Source organism: Alteromonas sp. AWQ4_252 (assembly GCF_056158205.1).
This window is the reverse complement of record NZ_JBSWSV010000001.1, coordinates 661258-673127: the sequence shown is the minus strand read 5'-3', so window position 1 is coordinate 673127 and position 11870 is coordinate 661258. Positions and strand designations below refer to the sequence as shown.

Sequence of the window (11870 nt, the reverse complement as noted above, 5' to 3'; positions counted from 1 at the left end):
TATATCCATACAGTATTATAGGCTTGTTTAGCTTTTATTCAATATTCTTTTTATGAGGGAAAATAAGCGGTTATGATTTTTTAGGTTGCAGTAGGTTAGCCGTCATGTTGTCAATGGCCACAATAAAGCCATCGGGGGTGTTTTTCGCCCAGCTCATGCGAATATCGCTGGGTTGCCCCTGCATAAATGTTTGAATTTTTTCCATCGACATGTCTTCGCCGTCACGCAAAGCTAACGTTAATCCTTCTTCAATACTTCTTTTTTTCTCGCTGTTTTCAAATATGATTTTTGATGATGACTGAAGAATAAAAGCCAGTACCTTTTCGTTATCGCCACTGATAAGCCCTTTACTGCTGGCGGTTTCCAGTCGCTGTATAAAAATGGCCTGGAGAGCTTTTGCCGTCGTGCTCAAATTGACATAAGCGCTATTCGCTTTACTGGCATTTTGTTTTGCCAAAATTTTGTTCTGGTTAATTTGACTGTGTAGGGTTTGTACTTTGAAAACAAGATAGATAAGCAGAATTATCAGTATTCCAATGACACTAAAAGCTACCATGAAGATCTCCTAAACACTCTGACGTTATTCTTACTTATTACTGAATGTGAATACTGATTCAGCACGCTTTTTAGCCCTGTTAAACTTACCATTAGCCTAACGGGTAATAACTTGACTTAACAGGGTGTTAGCATGCATTACGAGTGGAAATATCTGCAAGGGGAATATAAATACTCTCATACAGAATGGTATAACTTTCTAGTTGTGTTAATGGCTATGCTTATTTATCAGGATTGGTGTAAATGGGGCTTGGGAATGCCGTCACTTTATCTGAAAGTTTTGTTATTTTTGCTGTGCCCTGTTTTTTTACAGCATCTATGCGTAAAACATTGTGGATTGGTATAAACGTACTTTCAACGTCAGCAAATTCTGTCTTTAGTTTTTCATGGGTTGGGTCAAGCACTAAGCTTGTATGTGTATCCCAAACAAAATCACCAATTTCCACGAAACCAAACATACTTCCTTGGCTGACTTCCCGCACGTATAACTCATATCTTTCGCCGTTACTTACGAATTGAATGCGATAAAGATGCTGTTTACTACTCATAATTTCCAGTGACCCGTTTAACACAGAGCACGATTTTACTTTTTTTTGTTAAACCTGCAATGGGGTAAGCAGTGCTTCTGTAGCTATGATCATTTCTTCTTTGTTTTCAGCCAGGATTCCGTTAACAGCAAAGCCTTGTACATAGCTGGTGAGTTGAAGTGCGGCACTTTCAATGTTGATATCAGACTTGATTTCGTTAGCCAATTTGGCTTTCTCTAAACAGCCTATAAAATCGAGTTGTAATCGGTCGAGGTAATGTCGGCCCATTTCTTTTATCACTTTGTCTTGTTTACCCAACTCACAAACACAGTTTATCAACAGACATCCGCGACCATAAACCAAGGGAATATAGCTGAGAAAGAAAGTGTTAATTGCGGTTATACCGTGATGATTTTCTAATTCGCTTACCACTGGCATCAATTGGGTGTCCTGGTAATGGGACAATACTTTGTATAAGAATTCCTGTTTGGAACCGAACTCCAGATAAAAGCCTCTTCGGTTGAAAGAGGTTCTGGCTATTATTTCGTCCATGATGGCGCCGTGGAAGCTGTGTTCCAAAAAAATATCTACGGCTTGCTGTAGAATCTGTTCTACATCGTATTGGGCGCGTCTTGGCATGGTGATAATGTCAATAGTTACATCTGTTTAGGGTAGCGCAAACCACGGAAGTATCAAGGTTAGAAATTAACAATACAATGGGCTCTGCTTGTTTTCATTGTTAAGTTTATACTCCTGATGAATTGGTATTGACCCCTGTGTGGGTTAAGATGCAAGCGGATGTTCACCTATCGATAGATGTTTATGATAAAAAAAATACTATTAGGCAGCCTTATAGCTGTTTGTACACTTTCAGCATTCGCTGATAATACCCATTCTGATAAAGGCAATTTTTCGCCAGATACAAATAGAATAAAATCACACCTGTTTTTCCTGGCAAACGATTTGCTGGAAGGACGTGATACTGGTTCCCGTGGCCACGATATTGCCGCGCTGTACATTGCTACGGAGTTTGCTAAATACGGCCTAAAACCCATGGGCACGGATGGCTATATGCAAAATGTAACCTTCCGTAAGGCAAACTTAGTACAGGAATCTCCTGCGCTCAGTTTTTCTCTGGATGGGGAACAGGTTTCCATGTCCTACCCGAAGGACTATCTGACAGGTCCTGATCTTATGGCCCTCAATTCATCCTTGTCTGGTGAGATGGTTTTTGCCGGATACGGCATTGTGGCAGACGAGCTGAATCACAACGATTACAAAAACATTGACGTAAAAGGTAAAGTTGTTGTTATGCTTTCTGGCAAGCCGGCGTCTTTTCCCAGCGAAGAGGGGGCGCATTTTGCTTCGGGCTACCAGAAACAAAAATATGCTGCTGAGCGAGGTGCCATTGGTATCATTACACTCTCTACACCCGTTGCTGAAAAAGTCCGTCCTTACCAAGGCCGTCTGAGTTATATCCATACTCCTCGGCTTGCCTGGATGAATAAAGAAGGCGTTCCTGCCAACACATTCCCGCAATTAAAGGGCTCTGCTTACCTCAGTATTCCCGCTGCGAAAAAGCTTTTCGCCAAAGCCCCCGTATCTTTAGATGATATCTTTTCTTCCATCGAAAAAGGTGACGCGGCGCCTAAAGGGTTTGAGTTACCGGGTACAGTTTCACTGACTAAGCAGAGTCTGCACTCTACCATTACCAGCCCTAACGTTGTGGCGGCTATTGAAGGTAGCGACCCAAAACTGAAAAATGAGTATGTGGTTTTTTCTGCCCATTCGGACCATATTGGTTTTGCTAAAACCGTTAAAAAAGACAACATCAACAACGGTGCTATGGATAACGCTTCCGGAACGGCTGTAATGCTGGAAACCGCCCGGTTGTTCAGCGAGCTTGAGTCCAAACCTAAGCGTTCAATTTTGTTTGTATCCGTTACCGGTGAAGAGAAAGGTCTGTTAGGAGCAGATTACTTTGCTCGTAATCCCACTGTGCCTGTGAAGTCTATGGTGGCGAATGTTAATCTGGATATGCCTATTCTCACTTACCCATTTGCTGATGTTATTGCTTTCGGTGCCAGCCACAGCGATATGAAAGCTTCTGTGGAAGCTGCTTCCGCCAACGCAGGTATATCCTTAAGCGATGATCCTTGGCCAGAGCAAGCACTGTTTACCCGTTCAGATCATTATGCTTTCGTAAAACAAGGTATTCCTGCCGTGTTTATGGTGCCTGGGCTAGAGTCTAAAGATCCGAACATTGATGGCAGCAAGAAGTTCGGTGAATTCCTGGCCACGCATTACCACAAACCCAGTGACGATATTAATCAGCCGTTTAACTGGGATGCAGCCAGCACCTTTACAGAGGTGAACGCTGAGATTGGTTTAACGCTGGCAACGCAAGAAAAGCGCCCTCAGTGGAATGAAGACGATTTCTTTGGTAATACCTTTGCGAAATAAGGTTTTCAGAGATATTTAGCAGCGGGCACTTTTGTGCCCGCTTTACTTTTCAAAGCAGTTAAAATGCTCAGCTCTCATGAACTTGGAAAAGCCTGCTAGCTAAAGGTATACTCTCGCTTCTCTGTAATCCCTGCGATCTGCGTTTATATGACTGAAAAAGCCGAAAAACACTATCTCCTGATGGCGAGGGGAAGTTCTCACATTCGTTATTTTAAGCGCTTCGCTGCGTCGACTTCGCTGAAAGTTAGTGTTGTGCAGGTTAATAAGACCTTCTTTCATCCCGGATATTTTTCTTATTGGCGCTTTACCAATTCTTTGGATATAGATAGCTATCTGACCCCTCACTTTGCAAAAAAGCGAAAGAAATTCCCCCGGTTCTGCAAAACTGTGTTTTGGGGCGGATACGAATGGCTCATGAAGGTTTACGCCAGAGCCGAAATAGCTAAGTTCTGCGGCTTAATTGACAAAATGGAAGCAGATGTAGTTGGCGCGTGGAATGGTCAGAAGTTGCCTAGTTCCAGTGTCGCCTTTGCCGCGAAGGCAATGGGTAAAGAGGTGGTTTACTTTGAAAACGGGTTACTGCCACACTCTACTACATGTGATGTAAAAGGTGTGAACTGTCTAAACAGCCTGCCAAGGGAAGAAGCATTCTACGAACAGTTTTCCGGAGAGGTAACATTACCTCAAACACTTCAGGTGCGAGAGCGGGCAAAAGCCAAGGCGGAAGGTATAGCTATAGATGCGCTGCCTAAACGTTATATATTTGTGCCCTTTCAGGTGGAAACAGACAGCCAGGTAATCAGTAATTCGCCGTGGATAAAGTCTATGGCACAGCTTTGGCAGCATATTGTCAATGCGTTGGATATGGCTAACGATCCTAACCTCACCATCGTCATCAAAGAGCATCCATCGGATGTCATTCGCCATGACAATTTACATAGCAAAGATCCACGTATCATTTTTACTAATCAATGCAGCACCCAGGAGTTGATAGAAAACGCAGAAGCAGTCATGACGATTAACTCCACAGTGGGCATTGAATCTTTACTTTTAGGGAAAAAAGTAATCGTACTCGGGGAGGCTTGTTACGATATTCCTTCCGTGGCTTACCGTGTTCGCGATGAAGAATCAATGGCCTGGGCGCTGACACATCTTGACGAATGTGGCTTTGATGAGAGCAGACAAAGACAGTTTTTACAGTGTTTAAACGACTATTATGTGATCCCTCAAGCCTGGGCGCAGGCTAAAGGCGAGCATTTCAAAGCCTTGGAGAGTCGATTGCAGCAAACTGACCCTTTTTCTGAAAAGATTGCTAAGTTCAGAGAGCAGAAAAGGGCTGATTAGCCCTTTTTATGCAAACATCTGTTTAAAGGTGAGCCATTGCTCGGAGAACTGCTCTGTTGGCTTGCGGCTAAAACCACTGCGAATATATTGGTTAATACGCCCATCAACATAGCAGATCATCAAATTGGCGATAATGCCTTCTTCAGCTGTTAAGGTTTTCCCTTCTCTAAGCTTTCGCTCTCGAAGGATTTGCTTAAGTTGAGTTTCAAGACGCTCAAACAACTTGGCAATGCGAGCTCGCAGGCGGTCTTGCTCGCCCATTAATGCGTCACCATTCAAAATGCGTGTGATGCCTGGGTTTTTCTCAGCAAAGCCCAATAGCAAATGTAAGATTAGCTGGCAGCGGGCTGCAGAATCTTTCTCTTCATTAAGGATTTTATTAATACGGGAAAATAATGTTTCCTCAATAAATTCAATAAGCCCCTCGAACATTCTGGCTTTACTGGGAAAGTGACGGTATAGCGCCGCTTCCGACACACCTACTTTCTCGGCCAGTTTCGCAGTTGTTATTCTTTGACCCTGATGGGTTTCAAGCATTCCTGCCAGAGCTTGCAGTATTTGCGCCCGGCGATTTGTTTTTTTGACAGCAGGCATAACGCGAGTAATTCCTCCGTTCGAGGGCCACAATATGCCCTATTCCTTTTTAGGTGGTCAGAAACCTGTTTTTATCTCATGTTGAGGTTATCGACAGGTCGTCCATTATTTTGACACTTTATTATTATACTGTTTTGCAACCAGTGCGATTAGTGTTTTGGCTAAATTTGTTTTTGAGGCTGGCGCAAGGTGTTCGTCGCCATCGTGCCAAATGACGTGCAGCGCATTTTCGTCACTGTCAAAGCCCAAACCTTCACGGGTAATATCATTAGCAGCGATCATATCCAATTTCTTGTTTTTAAGTTTTCCCCGCGCATAAGCTTCTACATCCTGACTCTCTGCGGCAAAACCCAGAGTGAAAGGTGGAGAGGGAAGTGCTGCTACGTCTTTAAGAATATCAGGGTTTTTGACAAAAGTAAGTGTTAACTTTTCATCTGATTTCTTAATTTTATTTGCGGCAACTTCACTGATTTTATAGTCGGCGACTGCCGCGGTTGCAATGAATATGTCTGCGACGGAAATGTGTGCCATCACAGCGTCATGCATTTGTTGGGCTGTAGTCACAGCTATGGTTTTAACACCTGCTGGTGGTGAAAGGGAAACCGGGCCGGCAATCAAGGTGACTGTTGCACCTTGTTCTGCGGCCGCCTGGGCTATGGCAAACCCCATTTTTCCCGAACTGTGATTACTGACGTATCTCACCGGGTCGATAGGTTCACGGGTTGGGCCTGCGGTGATCACCAGGTTCTTTCCTGCCAGTTTATCGTTTCCTGACATTGCAATGAGGTTGCTAACAATGGCTTCTGGTTCCACCATTCTGCCAGGACCTACATCGCCACAAGCCTGTTCGCCGGCATCTGGACCAATAAAGTCTACACCGTGCATTTGAAGGCGATGCAAATTCTCTTGGGTAGCCCTCGCCTTCCACATCTGTTGATTCATCGCCGGGGCGAGACACACTCGCGCAGAAGTTGCGAGGTAAAGCGTGGTGAGCAAGTCATCAGCCAGGCCTTGCGCCAGTTTCGCCATACAGTTTGCGGTTGTCGGTGCAATTAACAAAATGTCGGCCCATTTTGCCAGTTCGATATGTCCCATGCCCGCTTCAGCTTGCTCGTCGAGCAGTTGTGTGTGAACCGGATTTCCGGAAACTGCTTGTAACGATAACGGGCTGACAAATTCTGCTGCGCCACGAGTTAGTACTACCCGTACCTGTGCGCCCTGAGCGATTAATTTTCTTACCAGGTCTGGTGTTTTATAGGCGGCAATACCACCTGTAACGCCAAGAAGGATCTTTTTATTGAACAGTAGCATAGATTGTTATTCGTACAGTCTGATGGATACAAGCCTAGCAGATGTTGTTTGTGCGGCATAGCACGTAAGTAAATCTGGTAGTTGTGCCAGTAGAGGCAATGCTCCGTTTTTTCTAGTCTTACTGTGGTAAACGGAGGACTCATGAGCGAATTGAAATACTGGCCAGCTTCAGAAAGGCCGAGAGAGAAGTTATTAAAGCGGGGTGCGGGTAGTTTATCTGATGCTGAAATTCTGGCTGTTTTATTTGGTAGCGGTACCGGAAAGCAGGGGGCCATGGTCATTGCCAACGAGCTAATCGAGAAATTCGGTCAGTTGCGCCATGTCATTCATGGCAAGCGGGAGCAGCTGTGTGAGGTGTGTGGTGTAGGAGAAACAAAATACGCACAACTGGCGGTAATTTCAGAAATTGGTAAGCGGATCCTTGAAACCAGTTTACAAAAGCAGCCTGTATTTCATCAGGTCAATGAGGTTAAAGATTTTCTACTTGCTACTTTGCGCCACGAACATAAGGAACACTTTGGCTTGCTTTGTTTAAACAGCCAGCATCATTTAATCGCATTTCGGTTGCTGTTCAGCGGCACAATTAATGCAGCGGCTGTTTATCCAAGAGAAATTGTGCGACAAGTTATTGAGGATAATGCGGCAGCTGTTATTTTGGTCCATAATCATCCCTCCGGCGTATCAGAGCCAAGTGACGCGGACATTCGCCTTACCAAAGACGTTCGCAGTGCATTAGGATTAATCGATGTGAGTGTGTTAGATCATTTCATTGTTGGCGACGGCGATGTATTATCTTTAGCACAGAGGGGATTGATGTAATTTTGAACCTTGTTATACTGTACATCGACGATCCTATCAGATCGTTCCCGATCCATGCGGCGAGCATGTGAAACGTATATTATTTACGACCAAATTATGGCTGAAGAGTAGTCAGTTACTGATGAATGCTTTAGCATAGTGCGTCGGTGGATTTTTTAGAAAGGACAGATATGAAACAGTCATTAATTTCATTAGTCATCGGTGCAACCATGGCATTTGGCGCTGTTGCACAGGATGAGTCAGCCGCATCTTCTTCAAGTGCGTTGGGTAGTGTTACTGCAGGAACAGTTGCTACTGCTGCTGTTGGTGTAGGTGTATTAGCTGCGGTAGTTAGCAATAACCGCGGTTCTGCAGACATTGATGATCCAGTAGACCCGGTAGATCCAGATCCTACTTGTAACGACGGTGACGAGTTAGTTGACGGTGTTTGTGTAAACACAACTGTTAGCGTAACTGATACTGTTACGGTTTCTGGTACTCAAACAATTACCGTTACTACTCCAATTACAGTAGTTTCAACTTACTTACCTACTGTACAGTAAACGCTGAAGTATTTTCGAAAGCCGCACCTTTACGGGAGCGGCTTTTTTATTTCTGTCTACTATTCTGTTTCCCAGCATCCCTATCCATGAAATTTAAAACACAATTAGCTCGTTTTTTGTTCTTATTTCTTACCAGCATGGTTATTGCGGGTTGTTCCAGTACGAACCGTGCTTATTTCGACACACTTAAACTTGCCTTTTCTCAGCAAGACAACGACGTAACGATAGAGCAAGTCAGACAAACCAAGGGTGACCTAATGGCAGTCAGACACGGAGACCGTGTTCAGGCAATTATGGCGCTTGCATTTATTGAAAACGGATTGAACAAATGGGTATCGGCCGATCACGCTATCCTGAGTATGCACCATGGCGTAATTTCTGAAAGTCACGGTTTCGCTAACGATTTAGTCTTTCACTCTAACCTGACACAAAACCCTCTGGCAGAAACTGCCTCGGGTAAACGGGAGTGGAATTACACCACAGACGTTGAAGAGTACGGTTACGGTTTAGCTGTTTCTTCGCGCTGGCAACGTGGAGACTCTGCTTCGCTGACAATTTTCGGTGAAGCGTTTGCAGTGAATGTCATAGAACAGCATGTTACATACCCTGGTGCGTTACCCTTTTATGAGGCGAATTTGTCCTGGGTGAACCGTTACTGGATTAGTACTGAATCAGGGGAAATACTTAAATCTCAGCAGCAGGTTTCACCAGTAGGCGAGCAATTCGTTATGGTATACCTGAGCAGAGCACAACGATTGATCGACCAAGAAGGAGTAAAGTAAGTGAAACGACTATTCTTGTTTATTGCTTTGTGCTCCGTGATATCAAATTCAGTTGCTGCTATCAACATCGATGTGAACGGGCAACAGTTCCGTTACCTCAATCCTGTTCGGTTGTCTTTAATCATGCGTCAGTTTGCTGATAAAGGCGATTGGTACTGGCCTGCATGTACCATTTATAATGCCGATGCTCCCGAAATAGAAGCCCAACGTCAGGCGGTCATAGAACAGATCGACGCGTTAGCTTACGAACTTAGACCGACGGATGAAAAAGCGGTTGCTTTGGCAGCACTTCGTCATCAGGTTGAGAGCTGGACACTGGCCAAACGATTGCCGGTCTCTGTTAACTACGATGCTGCAAGGTTAGATACAAAACAAAACCCGATGCTGCAGGATGGAAACTATATTTTGCGTCTCACGGGTCGGCCAGACGTGGTATGGATGTCCGGCTTGGTAAAAACGCCAGGGGCTTATGAGTTTCGCGCTTCCCACTCACCCTTTCATTATGCTGGTGGCATCTCAATGCGAAACGATGCTGACCCTGATTTTGTTTACGTGATATCGCCGGCAGGTAAAATCACCAAACACAACATTGCATATTGGAACAAATCCTACGCTCAGGTTATTCCGGGTAGCCAAATTTATGTGCCGTTATTTACCTGGTTGTTATCGCCCGATGTGGACGATCTTAATCAGGCTGTTGTTGAGCTTGCTGTACACAGGGTGTTGCCATGAAGTTTAGATTTAGCAAAAGTCAGTGCGCATTAGGTGTTACTGCTGCATTTACCCTTATGTCAGCTACTGCTCAGGAACAAGTGTCTTTGACTGTGAAACCGTCACAGATGGTGCAGGGCGGTACCGGGCTTATACAAACACCCACATCCCGCATGGGAGAGGTAGGTGATTTATATATTAATTATACCGATAACGACGAATATCGCTTTTGGTCAGTAAACCTGCAATTATTTGACTGGATGCAGGCAACGGCGCGATATACCGATGTCAGAACTCGCTTCTACAGCGATATTCCAAGCTTTAGTGGCGATCAAACCCTAAAAGACAAAGGTCTGGACGTTAAATTCAGGTTGCTACAAGAAGGCTATTATCTGCCTGAAGTATCACTGGGTTTTCGCGATTTCGGTGGTACAGGCTTTTTTGAAAGTGAGTATGTCACGGCCTCTAAGGCTTACGGCCCATTTGATTTTCACCTTGGATTAGGATGGGGATACTTAGGTACTGCTGACGATATTACCAGTCCGTTTTGCGAGCTTAAAGAAAGCTATTGTGAACGCCCAACTGGCTTTTCCGGGCGAGGTGGTAAAATTGATTACGACCAGTTTTTTAAAGGTCCAATGGCCGTTTTTGGTGGCATAGAATATCAAACGCCCTGGGAACCACTGCGTCTGAAACTGGAATATGAAGGTAATAATTATACCCGCGACAGGGCTGGAGAGTTGCAGCAGGATACGCGCTGGAACATAGGTGCAGTTTATCGCTGGGAAGGCTTTGATTTTTCAGCCAATTATCAGCGTGGTAATACCTTTGGTTTTGGAGTCACCTATCACTTCAACATGAACACCTACAAACAGGTGAAATTTGACGACCCCCCCCGGGAAATAGTAAATACCAAGGTACCTGAAGCGATTGCTGATGTGAACAAACGACGTTTGTACAATGATTTGGCTTTCGACGGTGGTTTTGTACTGTCTGATGCCGACATCAGCGAACAGCGAGCAATCTTCTATGGTCACCAAATTGCGTACCGGGATAAAGACGAAGCCACGCAGCGTATTGGTCGTATTATCGCTTCAGAGCTACCTGATTCAGTAAGCCATTACCACATTGTTGAGAATGCTGGCAGAACGCCGATGGTTGATACCGTCATTGATGCTGCTACGTTTAAAGTCGCGGCTAAATATGAAGATATTGAAGCTGAGATTGACAAAACTTACCATCGCCAAGCACCCGGTGAAACTGTGCTTGCGCCTTACGACCCCGCTAAAACCAGTGGTTTTTTCTACGGCGTAGATTTCTTCTATACGCAAACCTTTGGGAACCCGGAAGCATTTTATCTCTACCAAACGGGTGTAATTGTAAGTGGTGGTTACGCGGTGAATGAAAACCTGTCGTTTATTTCATCTGTACGGGCTACGCTGTTGGATAATTTCGATAAGTTTAATTTTACTACCGATCAGGAAAACTCGACGTTACCACGGGTACGCACCCGGGTACGAGAATACGTTAGCAACGACGTTTGGTTAGACAGCGCATTCTTGCAGTGGAATGAAAATCTGGGCGAAGATTGGTTTGTACAAGGTTATGGTGGTTATCTTGAAACCATGTACGGCGGTGTTGGTGGAGAAGTGTTGTGGCGTCCGGTAGACAGTCGAGTCGCTGTAGGTATAGACATTAACTACGTAAAACAGCGTGATTTTGATAGTCAGGTCGATTTTCTTGATTACGACGCGATAACCGGCCATGCAAGTGTATATTGGGAACCTGAAATATTACCCGATACATTACTTACAGTTAGTGCAGGCCAGTTCCTGGCAAAAGACAAAGGCGTAAATATTGATTTTGCTAAGCGCTTTGACAGTGGCATCATAGTAGGGGCGTATGCTGCCTTTACTGATGTGTCATCTGAAGAATATGGTGAGGGGAGCTTTACCAAGGGGTTCTACATTTCTGTGCCCCTGGATATCTTCACGCTGAAACCAGCGAAAGGACGTGGTACGTACCCGTGGATCCCCATTTCTCGAGATGGTGGACAGATGCTAAAACGACCGGTGAGGCTCATTGATTACACTGCGCCGCGATCATCTTTTTACGATTGATCGGGATCTTTGCATAAAAGATCTGCGATCAGATCGTTACACCGCCGATTTTAGGTGCTATTATGCGCCCCCGATTGTGCATGGCAGGGGGTAAATTTTTGC

Annotated in this window: 12 protein-coding genes; 7 read left to right on the top strand and 5 right to left on the bottom strand. The window is 44.7% G+C overall.

The annotated features are described in order from the left end of the window. Positions 1 to 70: 70 nt before the first annotated feature. The 3 genes from ACXACM_RS02930 to ACXACM_RS02920 all read right to left on the bottom strand — a co-directional run bounded on the left by ACXACM_RS02930 (position 71) and on the right by ACXACM_RS02920 (position 1721). Positions 71 to 556, bottom strand: a complete 486-nt coding sequence (locus ACXACM_RS02930; protein ID WP_474819687.1) for a hypothetical protein — start codon at positions 554 to 556, stop codon at positions 71 to 73. 220 nt (positions 557 to 776) lie between these two features. After that, complete coding sequence (locus ACXACM_RS02925; RefSeq protein ID WP_474819685.1) at positions 777 to 1103, bottom strand: DUF1820 family protein; 327 nt, start codon at positions 1101 to 1103, stop codon at positions 777 to 779. 48 nt (positions 1104 to 1151) lie between these two features. Next, positions 1152 to 1721, bottom strand: a complete 570-nt coding sequence (locus tag ACXACM_RS02920; protein ID WP_474819683.1) for a TetR/AcrR family transcriptional regulator — start codon at positions 1719 to 1721, stop codon at positions 1152 to 1154. 183 nt (positions 1722 to 1904) lie between these two features. Here ACXACM_RS02920 and ACXACM_RS02915 point away from each other — a divergent pair, with 183 nt between their 5' ends. Next, positions 1905 to 3545 (top strand): M28 family metallopeptidase, encoded by a 1641-nt coding sequence (locus ACXACM_RS02915; protein WP_474819681.1) that lies wholly within the window; start codon positions 1905 to 1907, stop codon positions 3543 to 3545. A 147-nt stretch (positions 3546 to 3692) separates the two neighbouring features. Beyond that, the gene (locus ACXACM_RS02910) at positions 3693 to 4889 is read left to right on the top strand and encodes a capsular polysaccharide export protein, LipB/KpsS family (protein ID WP_474819680.1); all 1197 of its coding nucleotides are present in this window, start codon (positions 3693 to 3695) and stop codon (positions 4887 to 4889) included. Positions 4890 to 4895: 6 nt separating this feature from the next. On the opposite strand, the gene slmA is transcribed toward ACXACM_RS02910, so the two are convergent. Together slmA and coaBC are read right to left on the bottom strand one after the other, a co-directional pair. Continuing rightward, positions 4896 to 5483 (bottom strand): nucleoid occlusion factor SlmA, encoded by a 588-nt coding sequence (gene slmA / locus ACXACM_RS02905; RefSeq protein ID WP_474819679.1) that lies wholly within the window; start codon positions 5481 to 5483, stop codon positions 4896 to 4898. A 105-nt stretch (positions 5484 to 5588) separates the two neighbouring features. Further along, positions 5589 to 6794, bottom strand: coding sequence for a bifunctional phosphopantothenoylcysteine decarboxylase/phosphopantothenate--cysteine ligase CoaBC (gene coaBC / locus ACXACM_RS02900; RefSeq protein ID WP_474819678.1), 1206 nt, complete (start codon positions 6792 to 6794; stop codon positions 5589 to 5591). Between the two features lie 141 nt (positions 6795 to 6935). Between coaBC and radC the strand changes: the two genes are divergently transcribed. From radC to ACXACM_RS02875, 5 genes are all read left to right on the top strand, one after another. Next, the gene (radC, locus tag ACXACM_RS02895; protein WP_474819676.1) at positions 6936 to 7613 is read left to right on the top strand and encodes a RadC family protein; all 678 of its coding nucleotides are present in this window, start codon (positions 6936 to 6938) and stop codon (positions 7611 to 7613) included. A gap of 170 nt (positions 7614 to 7783) precedes the next feature. Next, positions 7784 to 8155: a hypothetical protein gene (locus ACXACM_RS02890; protein WP_474819675.1), complete on the top strand. Its 372-nt coding sequence runs from the start codon at positions 7784 to 7786 to the stop codon at positions 8153 to 8155. 86 nt (positions 8156 to 8241) lie between these two features. Continuing rightward, the gene (locus ACXACM_RS02885; RefSeq protein WP_474819673.1) at positions 8242 to 8937 is read left to right on the top strand and encodes a YjbF family lipoprotein; all 696 of its coding nucleotides are present in this window, start codon (positions 8242 to 8244) and stop codon (positions 8935 to 8937) included. After that, positions 8938 to 9669: a capsule biosynthesis GfcC family protein gene (locus ACXACM_RS02880; protein WP_474819672.1), complete on the top strand. Its 732-nt coding sequence runs from the start codon at positions 8938 to 8940 to the stop codon at positions 9667 to 9669. After that, a complete protein-coding gene (locus ACXACM_RS02875; protein WP_474819671.1) occupies positions 9666 to 11768 on the top strand; it encodes a YjbH domain-containing protein in 2103 nt (700 codons plus the stop codon). Before ACXACM_RS02880 ends, ACXACM_RS02875 begins: the two co-directional genes overlap by 4 nt. Positions 11769 to 11870: the final 102 nt, after the last annotated feature.

Bases quoted from the DNA above. Each gene is read 5' to 3' on its own strand.
- ACXACM_RS02930 (WP_474819687.1), bottom strand. From the start codon at position 556: ATGGTAGCTTTTAGTGTCATTGGAATACTGATAATTCTGCTTATCTAT.
- ACXACM_RS02925 (WP_474819685.1), bottom strand. From the start codon at position 1,103: ATGAGTAGTAAACAGCATCTTTATCGCATTCAATTCGTAAGTAACGGC.
- ACXACM_RS02920 (WP_474819683.1), bottom strand. From the start codon at position 1,721: ATGCCAAGACGCGCCCAATACGATGTAGAACAGATTCTACAGCAAGCC.
- ACXACM_RS02915 (WP_474819681.1), top strand. From the start codon at position 1,905: ATGATAAAAAAAATACTATTAGGCAGCCTTATAGCTGTTTGTACACTT.
- ACXACM_RS02910 (WP_474819680.1), top strand. From the start codon at position 3,693: ATGACTGAAAAAGCCGAAAAACACTATCTCCTGATGGCGAGGGGAAGT.
- slmA (WP_474819679.1), bottom strand. From the start codon at position 5,483: ATGCCTGCTGTCAAAAAAACAAATCGCCGGGCGCAAATACTGCAAGCT.
- coaBC (WP_474819678.1), bottom strand. From the start codon at position 6,794: ATGCTACTGTTCAATAAAAAGATCCTTCTTGGCGTTACAGGTGGTATT.
- radC (WP_474819676.1), top strand. From the start codon at position 6,936: ATGAGCGAATTGAAATACTGGCCAGCTTCAGAAAGGCCGAGAGAGAAG.
- ACXACM_RS02890 (WP_474819675.1), top strand. From the start codon at position 7,784: ATGAAACAGTCATTAATTTCATTAGTCATCGGTGCAACCATGGCATTT.
- ACXACM_RS02885 (WP_474819673.1), top strand. From the start codon at position 8,242: ATGAAATTTAAAACACAATTAGCTCGTTTTTTGTTCTTATTTCTTACC.
- ACXACM_RS02875 (WP_474819671.1), top strand. From the start codon at position 9,666: ATGAAGTTTAGATTTAGCAAAAGTCAGTGCGCATTAGGTGTTACTGCT.